At 66.6% G+C, this 25877-nt stretch carries 32 protein-coding genes and 1 pseudogene; 29 read left to right on the top strand and 4 right to left on the bottom strand.

Annotated elements, in window-relative coordinates; all coding sequences use genetic code 11:
• Positions 1 to 277 precede the first annotated feature (277 nt).
• The 29 genes from FF80_RS18745 (at position 278) to FF80_RS18615 (ending at position 22617) form a co-directional block, all read left to right on the top strand.
• Entirely contained in the window at positions 278 to 679 is a 402-nt protein-coding gene (locus tag FF80_RS18745) for a single-stranded DNA-binding protein (RefSeq protein WP_035103142.1), read from the top strand.
• Positions 680 to 1144: 465 nt separating this feature from the next.
• The gene (locus FF80_RS22130; protein ID WP_200877235.1) at positions 1145 to 1309 is read left to right on the top strand and encodes a hypothetical protein; all 165 of its coding nucleotides are present in this window, start codon (positions 1145 to 1147) and stop codon (positions 1307 to 1309) included.
• A 221-nt stretch (positions 1310 to 1530) separates the two neighbouring features.
• Complete coding sequence (locus tag FF80_RS18740; RefSeq protein WP_035103141.1) at positions 1531 to 1794, top strand: helix-turn-helix transcriptional regulator; 264 nt, start codon at positions 1531 to 1533, stop codon at positions 1792 to 1794.
• 78 nt (positions 1795 to 1872) lie between these two features.
• Positions 1873 to 2133 (top strand): DUF2285 domain-containing protein, encoded by a 261-nt coding sequence (locus tag FF80_RS18735; protein WP_035103139.1) that lies wholly within the window; start codon positions 1873 to 1875, stop codon positions 2131 to 2133.
• A gap of 125 nt (positions 2134 to 2258) precedes the next feature.
• Positions 2259 to 2609: a DUF6499 domain-containing protein gene (locus FF80_RS22285; RefSeq protein ID WP_348270339.1), complete on the top strand. Its 351-nt coding sequence runs from the start codon at positions 2259 to 2261 to the stop codon at positions 2607 to 2609.
• Positions 2527 to 3033, top strand: a complete 507-nt coding sequence (locus FF80_RS18730; protein WP_081917544.1) for a DUF2285 domain-containing protein — start codon at positions 2527 to 2529, stop codon at positions 3031 to 3033. The genes FF80_RS22285 and FF80_RS18730 overlap by 83 nt, the downstream gene beginning before the upstream one ends.
• 163 nt (positions 3034 to 3196) lie before the next feature.
• Positions 3197 to 3469 carry a helix-turn-helix domain-containing protein gene (locus tag FF80_RS18725; protein WP_035103134.1) on the top strand — a complete coding sequence of 91 codons (273 nt, stop codon included), beginning with the start codon at positions 3197 to 3199 and terminating at the stop codon, positions 3467 to 3469.
• A gap of 18 nt (positions 3470 to 3487) precedes the next feature.
• Positions 3488 to 4588: a replication initiator protein A gene (locus tag FF80_RS18720; protein ID WP_052153759.1), complete on the top strand. Its 1101-nt coding sequence runs from the start codon at positions 3488 to 3490 to the stop codon at positions 4586 to 4588.
• A complete protein-coding gene (gene parA / locus FF80_RS18715; protein WP_035103132.1) occupies positions 4585 to 5238 on the top strand; it encodes a ParA family partition ATPase in 654 nt (217 codons plus the stop codon). Before FF80_RS18720 ends, parA begins: the two co-directional genes overlap by 4 nt.
• On the top strand, positions 5235 to 5978 hold the full coding sequence (locus FF80_RS18710; protein ID WP_035103131.1) for a site-specific DNA-methyltransferase: 744 nt from the start codon (positions 5235 to 5237) through the stop codon (positions 5976 to 5978). Before parA ends, FF80_RS18710 begins: the two co-directional genes overlap by 4 nt.
• Positions 5975 to 6229 carry a hypothetical protein gene (locus FF80_RS18705; RefSeq protein WP_152558435.1) on the top strand — a complete coding sequence of 85 codons (255 nt, stop codon included), beginning with the start codon at positions 5975 to 5977 and terminating at the stop codon, positions 6227 to 6229. The genes FF80_RS18710 and FF80_RS18705 overlap by 4 nt, the downstream gene beginning before the upstream one ends.
• Positions 6226 to 6747 carry a DUF2840 domain-containing protein gene (locus tag FF80_RS18700; RefSeq protein ID WP_035103130.1) on the top strand — a complete coding sequence of 174 codons (522 nt, stop codon included), beginning with the start codon at positions 6226 to 6228 and terminating at the stop codon, positions 6745 to 6747. The genes FF80_RS18705 and FF80_RS18700 overlap by 4 nt, the downstream gene beginning before the upstream one ends.
• Positions 6744 to 7295, top strand: a complete 552-nt coding sequence (locus FF80_RS18695) for a S26 family signal peptidase (RefSeq protein WP_035103128.1) — start codon at positions 6744 to 6746, stop codon at positions 7293 to 7295. The genes FF80_RS18700 and FF80_RS18695 overlap by 4 nt, the downstream gene beginning before the upstream one ends.
• Positions 7296 to 7331: 36 nt before the next feature.
• Complete coding sequence (locus tag FF80_RS18690; RefSeq protein WP_035103126.1) at positions 7332 to 7667, top strand: DUF736 domain-containing protein; 336 nt, start codon at positions 7332 to 7334, stop codon at positions 7665 to 7667.
• A 2-nt stretch (positions 7668 to 7669) separates the two neighbouring features.
• The gene (locus FF80_RS18685; RefSeq protein ID WP_035103125.1) at positions 7670 to 8437 is read left to right on the top strand and encodes a lytic transglycosylase domain-containing protein; all 768 of its coding nucleotides are present in this window, start codon (positions 7670 to 7672) and stop codon (positions 8435 to 8437) included.
• A 243-nt stretch (positions 8438 to 8680) separates the two neighbouring features.
• Positions 8681 to 10420, top strand: coding sequence for a VirD2 family relaxase/mobilization nuclease (locus FF80_RS18680; protein WP_035103124.1), 1740 nt, complete (start codon positions 8681 to 8683; stop codon positions 10418 to 10420).
• Positions 10421 to 10444: 24 nt separating this feature from the next.
• Positions 10445 to 12427 carry a conjugal transfer protein TraG gene (locus FF80_RS18675; RefSeq protein ID WP_035103123.1) on the top strand — a complete coding sequence of 661 codons (1983 nt, stop codon included), beginning with the start codon at positions 10445 to 10447 and terminating at the stop codon, positions 12425 to 12427.
• A gap of 5 nt (positions 12428 to 12432) precedes the next feature.
• Entirely contained in the window at positions 12433 to 12888 is a 456-nt protein-coding gene (locus FF80_RS18670; RefSeq protein WP_035103260.1) for a hypothetical protein, read from the top strand.
• A 178-nt stretch (positions 12889 to 13066) separates the two neighbouring features.
• Positions 13067 to 14050, top strand: coding sequence for a P-type conjugative transfer ATPase TrbB (trbB, locus tag FF80_RS18665; RefSeq protein ID WP_035103122.1), 984 nt, complete (start codon positions 13067 to 13069; stop codon positions 14048 to 14050).
• A complete protein-coding gene (locus FF80_RS18660; RefSeq protein ID WP_035103121.1) occupies positions 14047 to 14379 on the top strand; it encodes a TrbC/VirB2 family protein in 333 nt (110 codons plus the stop codon). Before trbB ends, FF80_RS18660 begins: the two co-directional genes overlap by 4 nt.
• On the top strand, positions 14379 to 14660 hold the full coding sequence (locus tag FF80_RS18655; protein WP_035103120.1) for a VirB3 family type IV secretion system protein: 282 nt from the start codon (positions 14379 to 14381) through the stop codon (positions 14658 to 14660). The genes FF80_RS18660 and FF80_RS18655 overlap by 1 nt, the downstream gene beginning before the upstream one ends.
• A 12-nt stretch (positions 14661 to 14672) precedes the next feature.
• Complete coding sequence (gene trbE / locus FF80_RS18650; RefSeq protein ID WP_035103119.1) at positions 14673 to 17111, top strand: conjugal transfer protein TrbE; 2439 nt, start codon at positions 14673 to 14675, stop codon at positions 17109 to 17111.
• On the top strand, positions 17108 to 17869 hold the full coding sequence (gene trbJ, locus FF80_RS18645; protein WP_035103117.1) for a P-type conjugative transfer protein TrbJ: 762 nt from the start codon (positions 17108 to 17110) through the stop codon (positions 17867 to 17869). The genes trbE and trbJ overlap by 4 nt, the downstream gene beginning before the upstream one ends.
• Before the next feature lie 20 nt (positions 17870 to 17889).
• Positions 17890 to 18177 (top strand): putative entry exclusion protein TrbK-alt, encoded by a 288-nt coding sequence (trbK-alt, locus tag FF80_RS18640; protein WP_035103115.1) that lies wholly within the window; start codon positions 17890 to 17892, stop codon positions 18175 to 18177.
• A 3-nt stretch (positions 18178 to 18180) separates the two neighbouring features.
• Positions 18181 to 19542 (top strand): P-type conjugative transfer protein TrbL, encoded by a 1362-nt coding sequence (gene trbL / locus FF80_RS18635; RefSeq protein ID WP_035103113.1) that lies wholly within the window; start codon positions 18181 to 18183, stop codon positions 19540 to 19542.
• Entirely contained in the window at positions 19539 to 20228 is a 690-nt protein-coding gene (trbF, locus tag FF80_RS18630; protein WP_035103112.1) for a conjugal transfer protein TrbF, read from the top strand. The genes trbL and trbF overlap by 4 nt, the downstream gene beginning before the upstream one ends.
• Positions 20225 to 21208: a P-type conjugative transfer protein TrbG gene (gene trbG / locus FF80_RS18625; RefSeq protein ID WP_035103111.1), complete on the top strand. Its 984-nt coding sequence runs from the start codon at positions 20225 to 20227 to the stop codon at positions 21206 to 21208. The genes trbF and trbG overlap by 4 nt, the downstream gene beginning before the upstream one ends.
• The gene (locus tag FF80_RS18620) at positions 21205 to 22398 is read left to right on the top strand and encodes a TrbI/VirB10 family protein (RefSeq protein WP_052153758.1); all 1194 of its coding nucleotides are present in this window, start codon (positions 21205 to 21207) and stop codon (positions 22396 to 22398) included. Before trbG ends, FF80_RS18620 begins: the two co-directional genes overlap by 4 nt.
• 3 nt (positions 22399 to 22401) lie before the next feature.
• The gene (locus tag FF80_RS18615; RefSeq protein WP_035103109.1) at positions 22402 to 22617 is read left to right on the top strand and encodes a DUF2274 domain-containing protein; all 216 of its coding nucleotides are present in this window, start codon (positions 22402 to 22404) and stop codon (positions 22615 to 22617) included.
• A gap of 201 nt (positions 22618 to 22818) precedes the next feature.
• Here FF80_RS18615 and FF80_RS18610 read toward each other — a convergent pair whose 3' ends face one another.
• From FF80_RS18610 to FF80_RS18600, 4 genes and pseudogenes are all read right to left on the bottom strand, one after another.
• Entirely contained in the window at positions 22819 to 23760 is a 942-nt protein-coding gene (locus FF80_RS18610) for a LysR family transcriptional regulator (RefSeq protein WP_035103107.1), read from the bottom strand.
• Between the two features lie 3 nt (positions 23761 to 23763).
• Positions 23764 to 24438 carry a phospholipid methyltransferase gene (locus tag FF80_RS18605; RefSeq protein WP_081917543.1) on the bottom strand — a complete coding sequence of 225 codons (675 nt, stop codon included), beginning with the start codon at positions 24436 to 24438 and terminating at the stop codon, positions 23764 to 23766.
• 210 nt (positions 24439 to 24648) lie between these two features.
• The gene (locus FF80_RS22010; protein WP_160172860.1) at positions 24649 to 24807 is read right to left on the bottom strand and encodes a hypothetical protein; all 159 of its coding nucleotides are present in this window, start codon (positions 24805 to 24807) and stop codon (positions 24649 to 24651) included.
• 245 nt (positions 24808 to 25052) lie between these two features.
• Positions 25053 to 25840 (bottom strand): annotated as a pseudogene (locus tag FF80_RS18600) (SDR family oxidoreductase).
• Positions 25841 to 25877 lie beyond the last annotated feature (37 nt).

The following is a 25877-nucleotide window of genomic DNA, read 5'->3' as shown; positions in this document are numbered from 1 at the left end:
TACACTGTTGGCCGCGAGGACGAAGGTTCTGCTGTGCCTCCCGGTCATGCTCTCAAAGGCGCCAATCCCTCCGACTGACTGATCCCCTAAGCCCGTTCGGTTTCCACCGGCAACCCCCGCGGCTCCGGACCGTGTTGCCGCGCAAGCGCGGCTGCCCGCCCCACTCCGGGCCTTGGGGGCAAGCTGCCGCCAGGCCGGCAGTTGCAGGAGTCTCCCGACGGTCTTGGCCGGGTCTCGTCGGAGGGATGGTCCCTCCGAGGAGCAACGGAGACTTACAATGCAGAACATCGTCATTCTCGCCGGCAACATCGGCCAGGCCCCCGAATCCCGCACCACCCAGGGCGGCACTTCGATCACCCACTTCACCCTGGCCACCTCGCGCCCCCGCTACTCCGAAGGCAAGGTTGTCCGAGACGAGAAGGGCCATCGGGTCCAGGATACCGAATGGCACCGGATCACCGCCTTCAACGGCCTCGGCAAGACGATCCAGCAGTATTGCGAGAAGGGGATGAAGGTTCTGGTTCGCGGCCGCATCCACTACACGAAGTGGACCGATCAGCAGGGCGTTGACCGCTACGGCTGCGAGATCATCGCCGAGACGGTGGACTTCCTCAGCCGGGCGAAGCAGACCGAAAGCGACGAGGGCAAGTTCATCGACGACGACGACATCCCCTTCTGAGCCGGAGCGCCCATAGGCCCGGCGGCGCAAGCCGCCGGGCTTTTTCCATGTTCGCGCTTTTCGCCGCTATCCTGCGCTCGACATTCCCATTTGGTCGCGACCGTCCCTCTCCGATCAAGACGGATGAACTTCACCTGGTCTCATCCGGTCATATTCGGCCGCAGGCGCCATGCCCTCATCTCAAGAGCGCGGAGGAAATTGAGACCATCAGGGTCGCGGCAACAGCAGGCTTTTGCTGGGTCGATACAAGGGTCTCGGGCTCCTGTCGGCGCACACCACCCCGCTCTTGGAGGCGCTACCTTGGTTTCAATCCCGGCCTTCTACGATCAACCCATGAAGGGTCGGGCTATGCAGAGCATGCCGCCGCTCGAGGCTACGCCTCTGCGGTGATCGCGGCCGTGACCAAAACACATCGGGCGCCTGTCGAGCGGGGAATGGTCCCCGCCTCAAAACAGGAGCCGGAAAATGTCCCTTGCAGATGCTCACGCCTTCGCTTTCAGCCTCGCCGCGACCCTGATGGTCTCGGTCATCGTCTTCCGGGCCGGGGACGGCACGATGGGGGCCATGCCCGCTACCGAATACGACGGGGACGACGACACTATCGTCGCGGAGATTGATCCGTTCGACTGAACCGGAACGGGGCCTCCCGCCCCGTTCGCCGCCCCAAGGAGCCCTCCATCGAACGGCGAAGCCGCCGCTTCGAACAAACCGAATCAGTTTTCCGCCTTCACCAGCCGAATCGGTCCTCATCAGGAACTTCAATCGCAAAACTGACGTGGAAAATCCCGCAAGAACGACTATAATAGTCGTAGTTCTGGCGCGGGAGCGGGCCGCGATGGGAGGTGATCGTCATGATCACCGCCCGACAATCGCGGGCCGCACGCGCGTTGCTGGGTTGGACGCAGGAGACGCTCGCTGACAAGGCTCGAATATCGCTGACTGCCCTGAAGCGCCTTGAGTCCGAGAACGGGCTCGATGTCTACGAGACGACGCGCGATCAGGTCAGGCGAGCGTTCGAGGCGCATGGCGTCGTGCTCCTGACAACCGACCGCGGACAGGGAGTCCTGTTGGTCCATGGTCATGGGAAGGGCGAGCGCAGCACATGGTGTCGATGACGCCATCTCGCACTGCACAATCATTCTGCTATGGTTAACGTCTGGTACGATGTGCCGCGGAGCCACGAAGCCGCACCGATGATCGAACCGTTTGAGGATATCGCGCCAGCGGGCGAGACGCTCACCGACTACGATCGGTCCCATATCCGACTTTACGCGCGTCTGCTCGACGCCACCGCCGACGGCGCAAACTGGCGGGAAATCGTCGAAGTCCTCTTTGGAATCGACCCTCGGCTAGAGCCGGATCGCGCCCGCCAAGTCCACGCAAGCCATCTTACCAGGGCGCGGTGGATGACCGAGACCGGCTACCGCCACCTTCTCAACAGTTCCTCCAACTGAACATTGCGCGATTGCCGGTGTCACCGCGACAACGCGCGGTGTCGCTCGCCGTGCTTCCGAAGACCCGCACAACCGACAATAGTCTGCGATCCTCGACTTGCGCGTACTCTGCGAGGAGATGAGACATGCGCCCGGATACGTCGCGCTGGCGAGACCGCGCGAGCTACATGTTCTTCGACGATCTTCCAATCGAGGGCCTCGCTTGGGAGTGCCTCCGGCGCAACGCGCCCTATCAGGCGCACTACCGCGCGCTGATCGACGCGAATACCACAGAAGAACCGCTCTCGCCGCTCGACGAACGAAAATGGGGGTTGCGATTTCCCGGCGAAACCGGAGCTGACCTCGCTGGACCAACCCGTGCTTTGGTCGCCTCGCACCAATCCAACTGTGGTCATGCTCACGCAGACGCCGCTGGAACTTCAAGGGTCCACCGCTTCGCAACTCGGCGACCTCTCCCCAGGTCGCCTATCTCCTGACGGCGATCATCACGTTCTGCGACTGGCGGCATCGGAAGCGCAGATACTGCTGCTGCCCCAGGTCGATGCCGGGACGGAGCTGGCCGCGATCGTCGTTCTGGACGCCCATGCGCTCGATCGCATCGAAGCGCTTGTCCGTTTCTGGACAGCCTGGCGCCGGCGGGCGGTCCCGCCCGACACGCGCATGACAGCGCAGCAGCGACTTCGATTCCGCCAGATGATCCAGGCGTCTGACGGCCGGTCGCACGGCGCCAGCTACAGGGACATCGCCACCGTCATCTTCGGCGCCGAGCGCATCCGATCAGAACCGTGGAAAACCTCGGCGTTCCGTGACGTCGTCATCCGCCTGGTGCAGGGCGGAAACCGCCTGATCGAGGGCGACTACTTGCGGCTCTTGCACCGCCGCCGCCTCGACCGCCGATAGCGGTCGCACGGGGCGCCGCGAGATCCACCGTCCCTCACTTGGGGGTGGCGAAGATCGCCACCCCCAAGTTCGCCATCCCCCCAGACGAAGCTCCTCCGCCACCGTGGTCGTCGCCCGCCGCTTCTCCTCAGCGGCCGCCCGCAACCCACGGAGGCCCCGATCCATGCGACCCGATTCCGTCGTTCTGCCGCCACGCTTCCTGCGCACCAAGGAAGCCGCCGAGTTCCTCAGCCTGTCGCCCCGAACGCTGGAAAAGCATCGGACCTACGGCACAGGGCCGTCGTACCGAAAGCTCGGCGGCCGCGTCGTCTACGCCATTGACGATCTCGAAGCCTGGGCCGCGCGCGGCGTCGTCACCTCGACCTCCGATCCGCGCGGACAGGTGCTTCCCGCCAAGCGTCAGCCGCTCCCGCAATCCGGACGCTACGCGCGCTGATCGCGTGCGGACTTCAAGATGGCGGTGCGACGTCGATCCCTCGCGGAGCGCGGACAGCTCGATCTGTTTCGGGCGCTCCCTGGCGACTTCGCGCCACGAGACGCGCAGGATCTCATGGCCTATCCCTTCTTCTCCCTCTCCAAATCCCATCGCGTCGCGCCGATCGACTTCGCCGCCGGCGACGTCGCGATCCGCGTCGAGGCCGTGCCCGATCACGGCATGGCGACAATCTGGGATGCCGACATCCTGATCTGGGCGGCGAGCCAGATCGTCGAGGCCCGCGACGCCGGTCTCAACACGTCGCGCCTGATGGCAGCGACCCCCTACGAAATCCTGACCTTCATCGGTCGCGGCGTGTCGCTGCGCGACTACCAGCGGCTGAAGGCGGCGCTGGACCGGCTGCAATCGACGACGGTTTCCACCACGATCCGCCAGCCCGCCGAAGGCCGGCGTCATCGCTTCTCCTGGATCAACGAGTGGCAGGAACGCACCGACCGCACCGGCCGCCCAGACGGCATCGAGCTGATCGTGCCCGATTGGTTCTACCGCGCCGTCCTCGATGACGCCCTCGTGCTCACCATCGACCGAGCCTATTTCGACCTGACCGGCGGACTCGACCGCTGGCTCTACCGCATCGTCCGTAAGCACGGGGGCCGGCAGAGTGCAGGATGGCGTTTCGACTTCCGCCATCTGCACCAGAAGTCGGGCAGCCTCTCGCCCTTCAAGCGCTTCGCCTTTGAGCTACGCGACATCATCCGCCGCCAGCCGCTGCCCGGCTACACCCTGTTCCTTGAGGTCGAGATCAGCGGTCGGATGCTGCTCGCCTTCGAGCCGTCGCGGCCCTGTGGAAAACCTGTGGAAGGCCTCGTGCTATCGGGAACCCGCACTATCGTGCCATCGGGAACCCGACCCTCGTGCTATCGGGAACCGGAATCGCCCCTAAGCTACGGCAGAAAAAGCCGAAATCGCGCCCTTAACTTAGAGTCTAACCAAGATTCTAACCTTGAAGAGCGCGCGCGCGATGTGGAGAACATCGCCGATCGGCATGGCGAGGCCGGCGCCGATCCGGTTCCGACACCGCAACACCCTCTTGGCGAGAAGCCGGGAGGCCAGCGGTGATCGTGGCTCTTCTCAACCAGAAGGGCGGGGTCGGCAAGACGACGCTGGCGCTGCACCTGGCCGGCGAATGGGCCGGGAGGGGGCGCAGGGTCACGCTGATCGACGCCGATCCGCAGGGCTCGGCGCTGGATTGGTCGCAGCAGCGCAGCCATGAGGGCCTGCCGCGCCTCTACGGCGTCGTCGGCCTGTCGCGCGACACCCTGCATCGCGAGGCGCCGGAACTCGCCCGTGACGCCGACATCGTCGTCATCGACGGCCCGCCGCGCGTCGCCGCCCTGATGCGCTCGGCGCTGCTCGCCGCCGACCTCGTGCTGATTCCGGTGCAGCCGTCCCCCTTTGACGGCTGGGCCTCCGCCGAGATGCTCGGGCTTCTTCGCGAAGCCCGCATCTATCGGCCCGAGCTCGCCGCGCGCTTCGTGCTGAACCGCTGCGCGGCCCGCACGGTGATCGCCCGCGCGACCGCCGAGACGCTGGCCGATCACGATCCGCCGGTGCTGGCCACGACAATCGGCCAGCGCGTGGTGTTTGCCGACGCCGCGCAGTCCGGCCGGCTTGTCTCGGAGATCGATAGCGACACTCCAGCGGCGCGGGAGATCGCGGCACTGGCCACCGAGATCGACCGGCTTCGCATCGGGAGGATCGCCCCATGACGATCCTCACAGGCGACTGCCGCGCCGTCATGCCGGCGCACGCGCCCTTCGATCTCATCCTCGCCGATCCGCCCTATGGCGACACCTCGCTCGCCTGGGACCGGCGCGTCGATGGCTGGCTCCCGCTCGCCCGCGCGGCACTCGCTCCGGCCGGTTCGCTGTGGGTCTTCGGCTCGCTGCGTTGCTTCATGGCGACCGCCGACCAGTTCGCCGACGCCGGGCTGCGGCTCGCCCAGGAGATCGTCTGGGAGAAGCAGAACGGCACCGGCTTCCACGCCGATCGCTTCAAGCGCGTCCACGAGCTCGCCGTCCAGTTCTATCCGGCCGAGACGCCATGGCGCGACATCTACAACGACGTCCAGACGACGCCGGACGCCACGGCGCGGACGGTGCGGCGCAAGCAGCGGCCGCCCCATACCGGCCATATCGACGCCGGCCACTATGTCAGCCTCGACGGCGGGCCGCGCCTGATGCGCTCGGTCATCTACGTCCGCAATGCCCACCGACACGCGATTCACCCGACCGAAAAGCCGTCGGCGCTGCTCGAAATCCTCATCCGGACGAGTTGCCCCGAAGGCGGGCTGGTCGGCGACTGGTTCACCGGATCGGGCGCAGCGGGCGAAGCCTGCCGCCTGTCCGGCCGTCGCTATCTCGGCTGCGAGATCGACGCCAGAATGGCGGATCGCGCTCGCGCGCGGATCGCCCAGGTTCTCCCGTTCCATGATGGCGGCGCGTCATGAGCGGTCGGGTGAACAAGCGCGGTTTCGCATCCCGTCCCGGCGACGCCGATAGCTGGATCAGGTCGGCGGATGTCCCGTCCGACCGCGCCGAGACGGCGGCGATCTACACCGCGCGGCTCACCATCGACATCACGCCGGAGCTGCGCGGCCACATCAAGATCGTCGCATTCCAACGCGGCACGACCGTCGCTGACATGCTGCGCGAGCTGCTCGCACGCGAATTTCCCCCGCCATCAGGAGACCCATCATGACCGGCGCCGCGGCCTCCCGCGTGCGCGGCGGCCCGGAGTCGGCCGCGCACGCTGCCGACCATCTCACCCATGTCGAACTGACCTGGGTGGAGAAGAAGATCGAATACTGGATCAGGTTCGGCGAACCCGCGCACGAACAGATCCTCGACCGCAGGCGGCGGGTTCTGTCGTTCCGCCCGAGCGCCACCTTCGCGTTCGTCCGCTGGGCGGCGAACGACTTCGGCACGATCATCTCGCGCATCGACATCGTGCGCGCCGTCGCACCGGGCGAGCCGTATCAGACCCTGCCTTTCGTTCGTCCCGGCGGCGAGATCCTGCTCAAGGTGGAGGACTGGCCGAAGGTCGAGCGCGTCCTTCTGCACATCGACGCGATCGAGGCTACGGGCATCGATCCATGCGCTGTCGCCCCTGACCACTGGCGTCACGTTCATCACCGCATGAGCGCCGGTCAGCAGCCGGGCGCCTACACCGCGTCGCGCCATGACGCCTGGCTGAAGCGCCGGAGCGTCGTGTCATGACCCGACGGACTCTTGTTGCGACCATGCTCGCGGGCGTGGGCCTGATGGTGGCGCCGGCGATCTCAGACCATCGGCCAGAACTGATCTGGAACGCCTCGGCCAGCGTGCCGATCGGTCTCTATCGCGTCTCTCCCGCGACGTGGATCGAAGTCGCCGATCTCGTCGCCGTCATGCCGCCTGAAGCACTCTCGGACTTCCTCGCCGAACGTGGATACCTCGCCCGCGACGTGCCGCTCATCAAGCGCGTTCTCGCGCTTCCCGGCACGACGGTCTGCCGCAACGGCGCGACCATCGTTGCCTATGATCACGCCTATGGGCAGGCGCTCGATCACGATCGGATCGGCCGTCCGCTGCCCGCCTGGCAGGGATGCCGCACGCTTCGCGACGGCGAAGTCTTCCTCATGAACTGGGACGCACCCGACAGCATGGACGGGCGCTATTTCGGCCCGCTTCCCATCAGCACGATCGTCGCCCGCGTGACGCCGATCTGGACCGACGAAGCCGGCGACGGCCGCTTCGTCTGGCGCGCCGCCGAGCCGGCGCCCTGAACCTCTTCCCAACCGCCATAGCAAAGGAGATTCCCAATGGCGCAGATCGGTCACTTCCATCGCACTCAGTCCGGTTATTCCGGGCGCATTCGCACCCTGTCGCTCGATCTCGAACTCACCCTCGCTCCGGCCGAAAATGCCGATGCCGAGAATGCGCCGGCCTACCGTATCCATCTCGGTGACGACGATGGGCCGGAGGTCGGCGCCGGCTGGAAACACACCGGCGAACGCGCGGGCGCCTTCATCTCGGTGCTCCTCGACGACCCGGTTTTCCCGCAGCCGATCCGCGCCCGACTCTTCCAATCGGATGAAGACGGCCGCGATTGGGGACTGCACTGGACCCGCCAAAAGAAGCGCGACGAGCAGGACTGACCATGCCCGCGCGCTCCATCCCAAACGCCCGTCGGCGATGCGGCACCCCCCGCCGCATCGCTCCTCTTCTCCTTTCCGGCCTCTTCCTCGGCTTCGCTCCGGTCCTCCCGACCGAGGCGCAGCCGGTACGCCCGGAACAGGCGACGGCGGGTCAATCCATCGCCGCCCATATCGCGGAAGCATCGCAACGTTTCGGCATTCCCGAACCCTGGATTCGAGCGGTCCTGCGAGCCGAGAGCGCGGGCGATATGCGCGCCGTGTCCTCGGCCGGGGCAATGGGTCTCATGCAAATCATGCCCGACACCTGGGCCGAGCTTCGGCTGCGCCATGGGCTCGGCCGCGACCCGTTCGATCCGCGCGACAACATCCTCGCAGGCACAGCCTATCTGCGCGAGATGCTCGATCGCTACGGCAACATCGCGGCGATGCTGGCCGCCTACAATGCGGGGCCTGGCCGCTACGACGAGCACCTCGCCACCGGCCGCTCCCTGCCGGCCGAGACCCGCGCCTATGTCGCCCAGCTCGCGCCGATCCTGGGCGCTGAGGTGCCAGCCGCGATCCCCGTCGCTGCGCCGCCACCGCCGCCCGATTGGCGCGAGGCTCCGCTGTTTGTCGATCGCTCAGGCCGCAATGAAGCTGCCGGGCCCGCGCCGCCAGAGCGCACGCCGACCGACACGCCCGCCGCCGCTCCGGTGCAGGTCGATCGCCCTGCCGGCGCACCGCAGACCGGCATCTTCCTCGCTCGCAATAGCGCCGGGGAGCGACCGTGATGCCCTGGAGCCTTCTTCGCAGCCTGTCGCGTTGCAGCGTGTCGTGGAGGGCACTGAGGGGAGAGGCAGGAACCCCAACCGTCCGATGGCAGGATAAAAGGGCGCACATTGCGCTTCGGTCGGGCGGTTGGTTTTGCTGGCTTTTCTGGCGCGCTCCGCACATTGCCCGGCTTTGGCGCAAGGTGCGCCGAAAGCCCAAACCTCTGTATCTGCGAGACCTTTCGCACATTGCGGCCTCCCGCCATGGCCGATGAACACGAATTCCGCGTCCGGCCTGGCCGCATTCGCTCGACCCGCGCGCAGCAGGCACGCCCCTTCATCGCGCAGGCGCTCGCCGCGGCGAAGAAGGCCGGCGGCGGCGTGTCCCGCTCAGGGCGCATCGTCGCCGGCAACCGCTCCCGCTTCGGCCATGGTCAGCGCGCCAGCATCCAGGCCAATCGCCTGATCACCGCCCGCTCCCGCGGGGCCGTGGTCAAGGCGCGCGTCGTCCGACATGCCGGCCGCTCAGCGCCGCTTGGCGCCCACCTCGACTATCTGCGGCGCGACGGCGTGACCCGGGACGGGGAGAAGGCGCGGCTGTTCGGGCCGGAGGGGGAGAACGCGGATGGCCGGGCCTTCGCCGAGCGGTGCCAGGACGACCGGCATCATTTCCGCTTCATCGTCTCGCCTGACGACGCGCTGGAGATGTCCGACCTCCGGTCCTTCACCAGCGACCTCGTCGGCCAGATGGAGAAGGATCTCGGCACCAAGCTCGACTGGGTCGCAGTCGATCACTGGAACACCGAACATCCCCATGTGCATCTGATCGTGCGCGGCGTCCGCGACGACGGCCAGGACCTCGTCATCTCCCGCGACTACATCAAGGAGGGCATGCGGGACCGGGCGCGCGACCTCATCACCGAGGAGCTGGGGCCGCGCACCGACCTGGACATTCGCCGCACGCTCGAACGCCAGATCGGGGCCGAGCGCTGGACACAGCTCGACCGCCAGCTTGTCCGCGACGGCGGAGAGGCGCGGATCGTCGATCTGGCCCCGCGCCCGGATCAGCAGCCCGACGAGTTTCACGCGCTGAAGGTCGGACGCCTGCGCACGCTGGAAGTCCTCGGCGTCGCAGGCCAGGTCGGCAATGCGCAATGGCATATCAAGCCCGAGGCTGAAGCCGTGCTGCGCGAGATGGGCGAGCGCGGCGACATCATCAAGCGCCTGCACCGCGCGCTGACCGACCAGGGCATCGAGCGCGGGTCGGCCAGCTATGTGCTCGCGGGCGAGAGCCTGGACACGCCGATCATCGGTCGGCTGGTCGCTCGCGGTCTTGGTGATGAACTGAACGGCACGGCCTATGCCGTGGTCGACGGCGTGGACGGCCGGACCCACCACATCAAGTTCCCCGATCTCGATGCGTCCGGCGACAGCGCCCCAGGCTCGATCGTCGAGCTGCGCAGCTTCGATGACGCACGCGGCCAACGCCGCGTCGCACTGGCCGTCCGCTCCGATCTCGACGTCAACGCCCAGGTGACGGCCTCGGGCGCGACCTGGCTCGACCGGCAAGCCATCGCCCGCGAGCCGGCAGCGTTGTCGCAAGGCGGGTTCGGCGCCGAGGTGCGCGACGCCATGGATCGCCGCACTGACCATCTGGTCGAACAGGGGCTGGCGGAACGGCGGGGCCAGCGCGTGGTCTTCGCGCGCAGGCTCCTCGACACGCTGCGCCGCCGCGAACTGGACGCGCTGGGTGAGAAGCTCACCGGACAAACGGGCCTACCGTTCAATCGCGCCGAGAGCGGTGGATTTGTCGCCGGCTCCTATCGCCAGCGCTTCGCGCTCGCCTCCGGCCGTTTCGCCATGATCGACAACGGGCTCGGCTTCCAGCTCGTGCCCTGGTCGCCATCGCTCGAAAAACAACTCGGTCGCCACGTCTTCGGTGTCGCGCGCGGCGACGGCGGCGTCGACTGGAGCTTCGGCCGCAAGCGCGGGCTCGGACTCTAACCACCAAAAAGAAAGGAACGGCCCATGTCAGGCACGAAAATCCTCTGGGGACCGATCACCGTCGTCTTCCTGATCATCCTCATCACCACCTGGGCGGCGACGCAGTTCGTGGCCTGGAGCCTCGGCTTTCAGGCGCAGCTCGGCCAGCCCTGGTTCGAGCTCTACGGCATGCCGATCTACTATCCGCCGGCGCTCTTCTGGTGGTGGTACTCCTACGAGGCGTATGCGCCGACCGTGTTCAACATTGGCGGCGTCATCGCCGCCTCCGGTGGCTTCATTGCCATTGGCGTCGCCATCATGATGTCGGTGTGGCGCGCGCGCGAAGCCGGAAACGTGGACACCTACGGCTCGGCGCGTTGGGCCGAGACGAAGGAGATCGCCGCCGCTGGCTTGCTTGGTCCGGATGGAGTCGTGCTCGGCCGCTACGAGCGATCCTATCTGCGCCACGATGGTCCGGAGCATGTGCTGTGCTTCGCCCCGACGCGGAGCGGCAAGGGTGTCGGCTTGGTCGTGCCGTCGCTTTTGACCTGGCCGGGCTCGGCGATTGTTCACGATATCAAAGGCGAGAACTGGCAGATCACGGCCGGGTTCAGGGCCAGGCATGGCCGCGTGTTGCTGTTCGATCCGACCAACGCGAAGTCGTCGGCCTATAATCCGCTGCTCGAGGTCCGCCGCGGCGAATGGGAGGTTCGAGATGTTCAAAACATCGCGGACATTCTGGTCGATCCGGAAGGAAGCTTAGAGAAGAGAAATCACTGGGAAAAAACCAGCCACGCGCTCTTGGTCGGCGCGATCCTCCATGTCCTGTATGCGGAGAAGGACAAGACCCTCGCCGGCGTCGCCGGATTCCTCTCCGATCCGAAACGGCCGATCGAGTCGACGCTCGCCGCAATGATGAAGACGGCGCATCTCGGCGAGGCGGGTCCGCATCCCGTCGTCGCCAGCGCCGCCCGCGAGTTGCTCAACAAATCCGACAACGAGCGCTCGGGCGTGCTTTCGACCGCTATGTCTTTCCTCGGCCTCTACCGCGATCCGGTCGTGGCAGAGGTCACGCGGCGGTGCGACTGGCGGATCGCCGACATCGTGGGCGGCGCCCGGCCGACGACGCTCTACCTCGTCGTGCCGCCGAGCGACATCAACCGCACCAAACCTCTGATCCGGCTTCTTCTCAACCAGATCGGCCGTCGCCTGACCGAGGATTTGCAGGCGAAAGGCGCGCGCCATCGCCTGCTCCTGATGCTGGACGAGTTCCCCGCGCTGGGCCGCCTCGACTTCTTCGAGTCCGCGCTGGCGTTCATGGCGGGCTACGGGCTCAAGAGCTTCCTGATTGCCCAGTCGCTCAACCAAATCGAAAAAGCCTATGGCCCCAACAATTCGATCCTCGACAACTGCCACGTCAGGGTGAGTTTCGCGACCAACGACGAGCGCACGGCCAAGCGCGTGTCGGACGCCCTTGGCACGGCGACCGAGATGAAGGCTATGCGCAACTATGCCGGCCACCGCTTGTCCCCATGGCTAGGGCACCTCATGGTCTCGCGATCTGAGACGGCCCGGCCGCTGCTCACGCCTGGCGAGATCATGCAGCTCCCGCCGGCCGACGAAATCGTCATGGTCGCGGGCACGCCGCCGATCCGGGCGAAGAAGGCGCGCTATTTCGAGGACGCGCGCTTCCAGGAACGTGTGCTGCCGCCGCCCGCGCTCGCAGCGCCAGGGCGAGGCCGCCCCGACGACTGGACCACCTTGCCGCTGCCTGCCACGCCGGCGCTCGATCCCGTCGATCCCGCCGCGGGCGAGGATGACGACCCGACCGGCTCCGAGAAGCGCAAACAGCCCGAATTGGCCCGCGCCAAGCCGATCGAGAAGAAGGCGCCGATCGACAACGAGTTCGAGATCGACGCGGCCGCCGACGATGATGAGGACGCCGCGCAGAACCGACGTCTCGCCAGAGTCATGCAAGGTGTCGCCCGCCAGGTCTCTTTGAATCCGAAGGACGGGATGGAGCTTTGATCGCCATGACGGTCCGCAAGAAGAAGGCGCAGATCTCCGTCTATCTCGATCCCGATGTCATGGCGATGCTCGGCGACTATGCGGCGAAACGCGATCAGCCGATGTCGATGATCGCCGAAGCGGCGATCGCCTCCTTTCTTTCGCCTGACGCCGCCGAGCGACGGGAAGCCGCCATCGCCCGACGGCTCGATCAGCTAGACCGACGCATGACGCGCCTCGAGCGCGACACCGGCATCTCAGTCGAGACGCTGGCGGTGTTCGTCCGCTTCTGGCTGAACACGACGCCGGCGCTGCCCGAGCCGGCAGTCGAGGCGGCGCGCGCCAAGGCGGCAGAGCGATACGAGGCGTTCATCACCGCGCTCGGCCGGCGATTGGCGAAGGGCCCCAAGCTCCGGCAGGAAATCGCGGAGGACGTCGCGGGCGAGGACGCCCGAATCTCACATTCTCCCACAGACGAATAGTAGTGATCGGACACGTTCGTCTCGACACCCAAAGTTCATCAACACCGCCGTTCTCCTGTATTTGCACGCTACACTTCTACTACGACCGAAACTTGTTGAATCGGCCTGACTTCGGGCTCTTTTAATCATCCCCGATCCGGGGATCGGTCATCGCATCCCCGCGCACGACGGGGAAGATATGACGGAAACCCACCAGAAATTCGAGGCGATCCAGCGCGGCGCACGCATGTTGCGCACGGCGCTCGGGCCCTCGATCGCGCGGTTTCTGGAAGACCCCGCCGTCGTCGAGGTCATGTTGAACCCGGACGGCCGTCTGTGGATCGATCGCCTCTCTGAAGGGCTCTCCGATACGGGTGAACGGCTGTCGCCAGCCGACGGCGAGCGCATCGTTCGCCTGGTCGCCCACCATGTCGGTGCGGAGGTGCATTCGCGCAGCCCGCGCGTCTCCGCCGAGTTGCCCGAGAGTGGCGAGCGGTTCGAGGGCCTGCTGCCCCCGGTCGTCGCCGCCCCGACCTTCGCCATCCGCAAGCCCGCCGTCGCCGTCTTCTCGCTCGACGACTATGTGGCCGCCGGCATCATGACGCCCGATCAGGCCGTGGTCCTTCGGCAGGCTGTCGTCGCGCGCGCCAATATTCTGGTCGCTGGCGGCACCTCGACCGGAAAGACCACGCTGACCAACGCGCTTCTGGCCGAGGTGGCGAAGGGCGACGATCGCATCGTCCTCATCGAGGACACGCGCGAACTGCAATGCGCCGCGCCTAATCTGGTCGCGATGCGGACCAAGGACGGCGTAGCGACGCTCTCCGATCTGGTCCGTTCCTCGCTTCGCCTGCGGCCCGATCGCATTCCGATCGGCGAGGTCCGTGGGGCCGAAGCGCTCGACCTCCTGAAAGCCTGGGGCACCGGCCATCCCGGCGGAGTGGGCACCATCCATGCCGGCTCCGGCATCGGCGCGCTGCGCCGGCTCGAACAGCTCATCCAGGAAGCCGTCGTCACGGTCCCGCGCGCACTGATCGCCGAGACCATCGATCTTGTCGCCGTCCTCTCCGGACGCGGCGCCGCGCGCCGGCTTGCCGACCTCGCCCGCGTCGAAGGGCTCGGGCCGAGCGGCGACTATCGCATCACCCCCGCAACCCTCGAACCTTCAGGAGATCCCCAGTGATCCGACACGCCCTGCGTATTCGCCGTCACATCGCGACGGCAGCCACCGTCACCTACGTCACCCTGGTCATGGCGCCCGCCGCGCATGCCTCCGGCTCCTCCATGCCATGGGAACAGCCGCTCAACCAAATCCTTCAGTCGATCGAAGGTCCCGTGGCCCGCATCGTGGCCGTGATCATCATCATTGTCACCGGCCTCACGCTGGCCTTCGGCGACACGTCGGGCGGGTTTCGCCGGCTGGTCCAGATCGTGTTCGGCCTGTCGATCGCCTTCGCCGCGTCGAGCTTCTTCCTGTCCTTCTTCTCGTTCGGCGGCGGGGCGGTGATCTGATGGCCGCTGTTCTCGAACAGCTCGACGCGGTGCCGGGCTTCGCCGTCCCGGTTCACAGGGCGCTGACGGAGCACATCCTGCTCGGCGGCGCCCCGCGCTCGATCGCCATCCTCAACGGCACGCTCGCCGCGGCCATCGGCATCGGCCTGCAGCTCTGGCTGGCCGGGCTCGCGATCTGGCTGATCGGCCACTTCGCCGCCGTCTGGGCCGCCAGGCGCGATCCGCTCTTCGTGGAAGTCGGCAGAAGGCACCTGCGCATCCCCGGTCATCTGTCGGTCTGAGGAGCGAACATCATGATGAACCTCGCCGAATATCGCCGGACCGCCGCAAGGCTCGCGGACTATCTGCCCTGGGCGGCCCTTGTCGGCGACGGCGTCGTCCTCAACAAGGACGGCAGCTTTCAGCGCAGCGCGAAGTTTCGCGGCCCCGATCTCGACTCCGCCGTCGCGGCCGAGCTGGTGGGCGTCGCGGGCCGCCTCAACAACGCCTTCCGTCGTCTCGGATCGGGCTGGGCCATCTTCGTCGAGGCGCAGCGGCACCCCTCCAATCAATATCCGGGAAGCGCCTTCGCCGATGCGGCGTCGGCGTTGGTCGACGCCGAGCGCAAGGCCGTCTTCGAAGAGGCCGGATCGCATTTCGAGTCGAGCTACATGCTCACCATCACCTATCTCCCGCCGGCCGAGGACGCCGCGCGCGCCGAAACCTGGCTCTATGAGGGACGCGATAAGGCCGGTGTCGATCCGTGGGAGATCCTGCGAGGCTTCGTCGATCGCAGCAATCGCGTGCTGGCGCTGCTCGACGGCTTCATGCCGGAATGCCGTTGGCTCGATGACGTCGAGACGCTGACCTACCTGCATTCGACCGTCTCGACCAAGCGGCACAGAGTCCGTGTGCCCGAGACGCCCATGCACCTCGACGCGCTGCTCGCCGACCAGCCGCTGACAGGCGGGCTGGAGCCACGCCTCGGCGAAGCGCATCTGCGCATCCTCACCATCGTCGGCTTCCCGAGCGCGACGACGCCGGGAATCCTCGACGAGCTGAACCGCCTGGCGTTCCCGTATCGCTGGAGCACCCGCGCGATCCTGCTCGACAAGACCGATGCGACGCGTCTGCTGACCCGGATCAGGCGGCAATGGTTCGCCAAGCGCAAGAGCATTGCGGCGATTCTCAAGGAGGTGATGACTAACGAGGCGTCCGCCCTGGTTGACACCGACGCCTCCAATAAGGCGGCCGATGCCGATCTCGCGTTGCAGGAGCTCGGCGCGGACTATGCCGGACAGACCTACGTCACCGCTACGGTCTGCGTCTGGGACGCCGATCCCCGCATCGCCGACGAGAAGCTCAGATTGGTGGAGAAGGTCATCCAGGGCCGCGACTTCACCTGCATGGCCGAGACCATCAACGCCGTGGACGCCTGGCTCGGCAGCCTGCCGGGACACCTCTACGCCAATGTCCGCCAGCCGCCGATTTCGACGCTCAATCTCGCCCACATGATCCCCCTGAGCGCCGTGTGGGCGGGGCCGGAACGGGACGAGCACTTCGATGCACCCCCGCTACTCTACGGAAGGACGGAGGGCTCGACCCCGTTCCGGTTTTCCCTTCACGTCGGCGATGTCGGCCATACCCTCGTCGTCGGCCCGACCGGCGCGGGCAAGTCCGTGCTGCTGGCGCTGATGGCGCTCCAGTTCCGGCGTTATCGAGGATCGCAAGTCTTCGCCTTCGACTTCGGCGGCTCGATCCGAGCGGCCGCGCTCGCCATGGGCGGCGACTGGCACGACCTCGGCGGCGCCCTGACGGATGGCGCCGAGACATCGGTTTCGCTCCAGCCGCTCGCCCGCATCCACGACACTTACGAGCGCGCCTGGGCTGCCGACTGGCTCGTCGCGATCCTGATGCGCGAGGGCGTGCAAAACACGCCCGAGACGAAGGAGCATTTGTGGACGGCGCTGACCTCGCTGGCTTCCGCGCCGGTCGAGGAGCGCACGATCACCGGCCTCGCCGTGCTCCTGCAATCGAACGATCTCAAGCAGGCGCTTCGACCCTATTGCGTCGGCGGTCCTTATGGCCGGTTGCTCGACGCGGAAGCCGAGCACCTCGGCGGCGCGTCCGTACAGGCATTCGAGATCGAGGGCCTGGTGGGGACAGGCGCTGCGCCGGCCGTGCTGGCCTATCTCTTCCACCGCATCGGCGACCGACTCGACGGCCGGCCGACGCTGCTCATCATCGACGAGGGCTGGTTGGCGCTGGACGACGAGGGTTTCGCCGAGCAACTCCGCGAATGGCTGAAGACGCTCAGAAAGAAGAACGCCTCGGTCATCTTCGCCACGCAGTCGCTCAGCGACATTGACAATTCGGCGATCGCACCCGCCATCATCGAGAGCTGCCCGACGCGCCTGCTGCTCCCGAACGAGCGCGCGATCGAGCCGCAGATCACGGCGATCTACAGGCGCTTCGGCCTCAACGACCGCCAGATCGAGATCCTCGCCCGTGCGACGCCGAAGCGGGACTACTACTGCCAGAGCCGGCGCGGCAACCGGCTGTTCGAACTCGGCCTCAGCGAAGTCGGTCTCGCGCTCTGCGCCGCATCCGCAAAATCCGACCAGGCCGCCATCGAACGTATCGTCGCCGAGCACGGCCGCGACGGTTTCATCGACGCCTGGCTACGCCTGCGCGGCGTCGAATGGGCGGCGGAGCTCATTCCCAACCTCACCAACCTGGAGATCGACCCATGAAGAAACGCCCTTTGCGCGCGGCCCTGCTTGCCGCCTCCGTCCTCTCATTGCCCGTCGCCATGTCGCCCGTGCTCGTCGCGCCAGCCGCGGCGCAGTGGGTCGTCTATGACCCGACCAACTATGTCCAGAACGTGCTGTCGGCGGCCCGCGCGCTGGAGCAGATCAACAATCAGATCACCTCGCTCCAGAACGAAGCGACGATGCTCATCAACCAGGCCCGCAATCTCGCCAGCCTGCCATACTCGTCTCTTCAGCAACTCCAGCAGTCGGTCCAACGCACCCAGCAGCTTCTCCAGCAGGCGCAGAACATCGCCTTCGACGTGCAGCAGATCGATCAGGTGTTCCAGCGCCAATACGGGAACGTCTCGATGACAGCGACGCAGCAGGAGCTCGTCGCCGATGCCCGGTCCCGCTGGCAGAACACGGTCGGCGGCCTTCAGGACGCGATGCGGGTGCAGGCCGGCGTCGTCGGCAACATCGATACCAATCGCGCGCAGATGTCGGCGCTGGTCGGCCAAAGCCAGGGCGCGACCGGTGCGCTGCAGGCGACGCAGGCGGGCAATCAACTCCTCGCTCTTCAGGCGCAGCAGCTTTCCGACCTCACCGCATTGCTCGCCGCTAACGGCCGCGCCGCCGCGCTCACCGAGGCCGAGCGCGCGGCCGCCGCCGAGCAGGGCCGCGAGCAGCGCCGTCGCTTCCTCACGCCAGGCACGAGCTACCAGCCCGGCAGCGCGCAGATGTTCAACAACGGCAACTGACAGCCGAAAGAGGGGCGACCATGGACGGCAAGATGCTGGCGCGGCTGGGGGCGGTGATTTTCGTCGCGCTCGCGATCACAGCCACCGCGGTGGAGATGACCCGTCAGGAGGACGCGCCGGAGACCCGGCCCGCGCGTGTCGTCGAGCCTCAGCGCGACCCCTTGCGCGAGAGGCAGCGCGCCTGCCAGCAGCTCGGCGAAGCGGCGGCGACCGATGCGGAATGCCTGCGCGTCTGGGGCGAGACCCGCGACCGCTTCCTCGGCCGCACCCCGCCGCCCGCGCCGTCGTCGGCTAACGAAGGACACTGACCCATGGGCGGATCGGGCGTCATCGACAACTTCCTCGGGGTCTTCACTCAATATATTGACTCCGGCTTCGGCCTCCTCGGTGGCGAGGTGGCGTTCATCGCCACGACCCTGATCGTCATCGACGTCACGCTCGCGGCACTCTTCTGGGCCTGGGGCGCCGACGACGACATCATCGCCAGGTTAGTCAAAAAGACCCTGTTCGTGGGCGTCTTCGCCTACATCATCGGAAACTGGAACAACCTCGCCCAGATCGTCTTCGAGAGCTTCGCCGGCCTGGGGCTGCTCGGCTCGGGAACGAGCTTTTCGGTGCAGGATCTCATGCGTCCGGGGCGCGTCGCGCAGACCGGCCTCGACGCCGCACGCCCATTGCTCGAATCCATCTCCGACCTGATGGGCTGGATCAGCTTCTTCGAGAACTTCATCCAGATCGCCTGCCTGCTCTTCGCCTGGGCGCTGGTGATCCTCGCCTTCTTCATCCTGGCGATCCAGCTCTTCGTCACCCTGATCGAGTTCAAGCTGACCACCCTGGCCGGCTTCGTGCTCATTCCCTTCGGCCTGTTCGGCAAGACCGCCTTCATGGCCGAGCGTGTGCTCGGCAACGTCATCTCCTCGGGCATCAAGGTGCTGGTGCTCGCCGTCATCATCGGTATCGGCTCGACCCTGTTCAGCCAGTTCACCGCAGGATTCGGCGGACAGACGCCCACCATCGACGACGCCATGGCCATCGTGCTGGCGGCGTTGTCGCTCGTCGGTCTCGGGATATTCGGTCCCGGCATCGCGAACGGCATCGTCTCCGGCGGCCCCCAGCTCGGCGCCGGTGCGGCCGTTGGCACCGGACTTGCCGTCGGCGGTGCGGCCGTCGCCGACGGCGAGGCGACCATGCTGGCCGCAAGAGGCGGCGCCGCTGCCCTCGCGGGCGGAGCCGCCGCCGTTCGCGGTGGCGCGGCCGCCGCCGGCGCCGCCTCGGCGGCCTACAGTGTCGGCTCGCTCGGCCAGTCCGGCGCCGCAGGTGTCGCGTCGGGGCTGGGTGGCGTCGCACGCACGGCCGGCGCCGCCGCGGTCTCGCCTCTGCGTCGAATGGCGGCGCGCGCGTCCTCGAGCATCCAGTCCAGCTACGCCGAGGGTGCGCGCGCCGGATTCGGCGCGACCGGCGGCAGTTCCACCATGGGAACGGTCGGCGGCGGCGCATCCGAGGCCGCGCCGTCGGCGGCATCCTCCGCCGACGCGCCACCGGCCTGGGCTCGGAACATGCGCCGCAGCCAGACCATGAGCCATGGCGTCTCCGCTGCCGCCCACGCCGTTCGATCCGGCGACAGCCATGGCGGCGGCTCCTCCATCAATCTCTCTGAAAGCGACCGCTCATGAGCCTCTTCAAAAGACCCGCCGCCCACTACGGCAAGACCCCGCAGCCCGAGACGCCGTATCAGAAAGCCGCACAGATCTGGGACGAGCGCATCGGCTCCGCCCGCATCCAGGCAAAGAACTGGCGCTACATGGCGTTCGGCTCGCTGATCCTTTCGGCCGGCTTTGCCGCCGCGCTGGTCTGGCAGTCGGCGCGCGGAACCGTCGTGCCCTGGGTCGTACAGGTGGACAATCTCGGTCAGGCCCAGGCCGTCGCTGCGGCGACGGCCGATTATCGCCCGACCGATCCGCAGATCGCCTGGCATCTCGGCCGCTTCATCGAGCAGGTCCGCTCGATCCCGGCCGACGCCATCATCGTGAGGCAGAACTGGCTCCGCGCCTATGAATGGACGACCGATCGCGGCGCGGCGGCGCTCAACGACTATGCGCGCAGCAACGACCCGTTCACCCGCGTCGGTCGCCAACAGGTCGCCATCGACGTGTCGAGCATCATCCGGGCCTCGCCCGACAGCTTCCGTGTCGCCTGGACGGAACGCCACTACGAGAACGGCCAGCTCGGCCGCACGGAACGCTGGACCGCCATCGTGACCATCGTGATCCAGCCGCCGCGCGATGCGGAGCGCCTCCGGTCGAACCCGCTCGGCATCTACGTCAACGCCATCAATTGGTCGCGGGAGATGAGCCAATGACCTCGCCCGCGTACAAATCCGCCCATCCGACTTTCCGTAAGTCCGGATTTGCGTTTGTTCTGCTCACTGCAACGGCGCTTGCCGGCTGCGCGACCGCGCCGAGGCCGCCTCAGATCAGCTATGATTCGAACGTGCCGCCGCTCCCGGCCGTTCCGGTAATGGTTACGGACCAGGCGCCGCGCCCGTTGCATGTCCCGCCGTCCTGGACCCCGGCGAGAGGCGGCGGCGCCGCCGCCTCGCCGAGTGCGCGCGTCGAGAACGCCAACGCCGCCGCCCGCATCGAACCCCGCCGTGAGGGTTACTACAACGCGATCCAGATCTACCCTTGGAGCGAAGGCGCCCTCTATCAGGTCTATGCGTCCCCCGGTCAGATCACCAATATCGCCCTTGAGCCGGGCGAGAGCCTGACCGGCGCCGGTCCGATCGCGGCGGGAGACACCGCCCGCTGGATCATCGGCGATACCGAGAGCGGCGCCGGCCCCACCCGGCGGGTCCACATCCTCGTCAAACCCTCGCGTCCCGAGATCTCCACCAACCTTGTCGTCACGACCGACCGCCGCGTCTACATGATCGAGCTGCGCGCGCGTGAAACGCCCTACATGCCGGCGGTCGCCTGGGCCTACCCGCAACCACCGGCCACGCAGCGCCAGGGCGTTCCGACCACGCCCGTCATTCCAGCCGCGGCGGCGCGGAACTATCGCTATGGGCTGACGGGCGACAATCCGCCCTGGCGGCCGGTCTCCGTCTACGACGATGGGCGGCGGGTCTACATCGAGTTCCCGCACGGCATCGTGCAGGGCGAGATGCCCCCGATCTTCGTGATCGGCTCGGAAGGCCAGCCCGAGATCGTCAACAGCCGAATTTACCAGAACATCCTGATCGTCGACCGGATATTCGGCGCGGCCGAACTGCGCCTCGGCAGCGGCGATCGTCAGCAGACGGTCCGGATCGTCCGCATAGACGGAAGGCCCGCATCATGAGCGACCACGAACCCCAAAGCGGTGACCACGCGCCGCCCGCCGCGCCGGCCACGGACACCGCCGCGCCCATGCGGCTGCGCGCTGAGCCCCCCCGCGTCACCCGCCTGTCCCGCAGGGTGCTCGCCAGCATGGGCGTGATCGCGGCTCTCGGTGTCGGCGGGGCATTGACCTATGCGCTTCAGACGCGGGATCGGAGCGGCGGCGGCGAAGAGCTGTATTCCACGGACAACCGGCAGACCGCCGACGGGCTTGCCGGTCTTCCGCGCGACTATACCGGGCCGGTGCTCGGCCCGCCGTTGCCCGGCGATCTGGGCCGACCGATCCTCGACGCTCAGAATCGCGGACAGCCGGTCGCGCCGCCCGTCATGACGACGCCCACCGTCGATCCCGAGGAGCAGCGACGCCGGGCCGAGGAAGAGGCCGCGCGCCTCAGCCGCGTGTTCTTCCAAAACGGACCGGCTCCAACCTCGGCGCCGGGCCTGCCCGCCGGCATCTCGACTCCGAATCTCGCCGGGCTTGGCCTTCCCGGACAGCCCGGCATGTCCTCGGCGCAGGATCGACAAACGGCCTTCCTCAACGCGCCGGTCGATCGGCGCACCGTCGCGACCGATCGTGTCATGCCGCCGGCGTCGCCCTACGTCCTGCAAGCCGGCGCCGTCATCCCGGCCGCGCTCATCACCGGCATCCGCTCCGATCTCCCGGGCCAGATCACCGCCCAGGTGACGCAGCACGTCTACGACAGCCCGACCGGCAGGCTGCTCCTGATCCCGCAAGGCACGCGGATCATTGGCGAGTACAGCAACGATGTCGGCTTCGGTCAGCGCCGGGTGCTTCTCGTCTGGAGTCGGCTGATCTTTCCAAACGGCCGATCCATCGTACTCGAACGCCAACCAGGCGCCGACACGCAAGGCTATGCCGGGCTCGAGGACGGGGTCGACTATCATTGGTGGGATCTGATGCGGGCGGCCGGGCTCTCGACCCTGCTCGCGGTCGGCGCGGAACTCGCGACGGACGACGAGGACCGGCTGATCCGGGCCATCCGCGATGGCGCGCAGGACACGATCAATGACGCTGGCCAGCAGATCATCCGCCGTCAGTTGCAGATCGCGCCGACGCTGACGATCCGCCCGGGTTTTCCGGTCAGGGTCATCGTCACTCGCGATCTGGTGCTCGAACCCTATGGAGGCTGACCGATGGCGAAGCTGAAGCTCGGACCGATCGTTGAGGACAAACCCGTGAAAGTCAGCGTGGAGCTGCCTGCGCCGCTTCATCGTGATCTAGTCACCTATGCCGAGATCCTGGCCCGCGAGACCAGCCAGCCCGTCGCTGATCCCGTGAAGCTAGTCGTGCCTATGCTGGAGCGGTTCATCGCCACGGATCGCGGCTTTGCTAAAGCGCGGCGAGGCTGAAGCCATTGTTCGCCGATCAGACATGGCGTTCAGGCCACATTGTTCATCAGCCTAGTCCTTTGTCGATGCACCAAAAGGCGCCAGTGTGCTCCTGCGATAGTCCGATGGCCGTAGATGTCGTCGGGCACTCACTCAATCTAGTGTGACCAAACGGCCCTCGATCGCTTCGAAGCGGTCTAGATCCGCTACTCAATGAAGGACTCAGATGGTGGCAACTGCACCATTCAACCGCTTTCCGGACCTTCTGGCCTTGGCCATGGACCGAGCCATGCTGAGCAGCCTCCGCATAGAGGGGTTATCGTTGACGGGCGACCAGATCGCACTGAACGGAAGGCATTCACCGCGGATCGGCCGATAGACGATGCCCGGGAAATGCGCTGCGGTGGTCGCCTCGCTGGTCAGGGTCAGTCCTCGGCCCAAGGCCACCAGCGGAAGCAGATTGTCGCGCCCTACCGCCTGCAGCTCAATCTCGGGATGACGACCAAGACCGGCGAGCCGTTGCACCAGATAGTCCTGGATTTCGGGACCGGGTGCGATCTCGCTGACGATGAAGCGCTCATCCAGCAGATCGGACCAGTCCAACTCGGACCTCTTCGCCAAAAGGTGGCCTTCGGGCAGCACCACGAACACACGTTCCGACCAGAGGTGCGCGATGTCGCATCCCGCGCGCTCGATGACGCCCGTTAAAAAAGCCACATCGATGCGGACTTGGCGAACCGCAGCGATGTGCTCGGCGGGGTCGCCGTCATAGAACTCGATCCTGACCCTCGAATGCCGTTCGGAGTAGGCTCGCATGAGATCAGACAGATAGCCCGAAGCCAGCGAGGAGAAGATCCCGATCCGAATGCGCCCCTCTTCATTCCGGCCGATGGCCGCAACATGCCTCGCGCCATCACCGATGCTTCTGAGCGCCTTACGCGCTCGCGGCAGAAATTGTTCACCGGCAAGCGTCAGGCAAACACCGCCATTGTGCCGGTTGAACAACGATGCGCCGAGATGGTCTTCGAGATCGCGGATGCGACGGCTCACCGCCGAATGGTCGAGACCCAGAACAACCCCGGCCTTCCGAAAGCTGCCATGCTCCGCTGTAGCAACGAAGTAGCGGAGATGCCGCAACTCTATTGTCAGCGAAGAAGTCGGCATACCTCATCCACGATCCGTCGCTGGAAGAGAGGTCTGCCAAGAGACCTGGCGCAGAGGCTCGCGATCATACCAGAGCCCCGTTTCGGATGTGCTTCTACGAATCCTGTAGACTGCTGCGGGAGGAAAATTGGCGAGGGTGCCGCCAATTCGTTCCGCCTCGAGTCCGAGATGATTCAGCAAGCTCAACCGGACTGGGCTGCGCGGACCGTAGGTGAACTGGTAGAACACGCCGTCCGGCCTCATCTTGCGGAACGCGCCCGTCAGGATCGCGATCACCTTGCGCGGCGGCATCGACAGGAGCGGCAATCCGCTAACGACGGCTCCGGCCGGTCGCCCGTCGAACAACTCGACCGTCCGCAGGCGAGCGGCGTCCATCCATAGCGTGCGCGCTCTCGGGTAATGGAAATGCAGCGCGGCGGCGAACTCGGACCCGAACTCGATCAGCGCGAAATCTTCCTGTCGGACGCCACGAGCGATCAGAGCGCGTGTAAACGCTCTTGTTCCCGGTCCCAGCTCGATCACCGGCCCGGTGTCATGCGAGATCTCCGAGGTCATGAGGCTGGCGAGCGCGCGTCCCGAGGGTGCGACGGCGCCGACGCGCAAAGGGTTCTTGAGCCAAGCCTGAAAGAAGCCGAACGCCTTGGCCACCTGCAATCCATTCACGACAAGCGTGACCATTCCTTCGGCCTCCAGTATACTATACCGTATCGTATACCGCTGTTCTGTATCTTCTGTCCAGCGCTCCGACGCAGTGAAGCCTCGGGTGGCCACCGAAGACGCCCAGTTGTCGGGGTTCGCCTTCGGTGGCCTTGGGGTCGCCAGCGGATTGGGGGATGTGACGACCCCTTTCGGATCGGCGGCTAGCGGGGGCGATTCCCCGATCCGAATTCAGTCCGTGACGGCCGGAGCCGTGCTCAGCGGCGGCTTGGGCGGCACTTGACGAATGCGCTGCATCCAAGTCGGTTGTTCCATGGTGAACGCACTAACTGCGTTCAGCTTGGCGATGTCGTCCGCAACGATGCCGGGCGAGGCCTCGATATCGACCATCGCCCGCTCGAGCTGGCCCGACCGGTTCCAAGCAGGGCGCCGGGGCCCCCTTCGGACGTCTGGGCCGAAGCCGCGCTCCCGAGGCCGAGTGCGACCGGTGCGGCGGCGGAGAGCGCCAGGAACGTGCGGCGGGCGTTGCCGTGGATTTCGGCAGTATCGGACATGGACAGGTTTCCTTTCGTTCCGACTCAGATTCGGGAGCGGGCGTTACGATGGATCCAGAATTCTTCGGTCGCCGTCGCGCCTCAGCCCAGCCCGCCGTTGGCGTGAACCGGCTGCCCGCTGTTGATCCATGCGGTGTCGCTCGTGCACAGGGCGGCGATGGCGTTCGCGATATCCTCGGGTTCGGCCAGACGCTGGAAGGGCGTCTGGTTGATGACGCCCTGAATCCAGGCCTGCGGCCTGTCATCGGTGAAGAGGGTCGTGTTGACGGCCCCCGGAGCGATGGGAACGACCGAGATGCGTCGGCTCCCCAATTCCTTGGCCAGCGAGCCCGAATAGCATTCCTGGGTCGCCTTCGAGGCGGCGTAGGGGCCATAGGCTGGCGGCCTCTGGACCGCGGCGCCGGAACTCAGGCTGACGATCCGACCGCCATCGCGGGTGCGCCGCGCAGCCTCGCGCAGGACGTTGAAGCTGCCTTTCACATTAGTCGCCATCATCCGGTCGAAGGCTTCGTCCGTCATCTCGGCGAAAGGGGCGAGGAACATCATCCCGGCGTTGTTGACGACGACATCGACGCCGCCGAACGCCTCGTCATTGGCGTCGAACAAGGCGCGGACGGCGGCGGGGTCGGCCACATCGGCCTGAAGCCAGATCGCCCGCCCGCCCTCGGCCTCGATGTCGGCCACGACCTGGGCGGCCAGGTCGGTATTGACGCGGCAGTTCACCGTCACGGCGAAGCCGTCACGCGCCAGGCGGCGGGCGGTGGCGGCGCCGATGCCGCGCTCGTCAGGGCGAGTGCAGCCGGTGCGGCGGCGGTGAGCGCGAGGAACGTGCGGCGGGAGTTGTCGGGGGTTTCAGGAATATTGGACATCGGCTGGGTTTCCATTGTTGATATTGAGTAAGATTTC

The organism is Devosia sp. LC5, from assembly GCF_000735585.1.
Lineage (GTDB): Bacteria > Pseudomonadota > Alphaproteobacteria > Rhizobiales > Devosiaceae > Devosia.
Note: the sequence above shows the minus strand (reverse complement) of the source record. Positions and strands in the feature narration are given on the sequence as shown.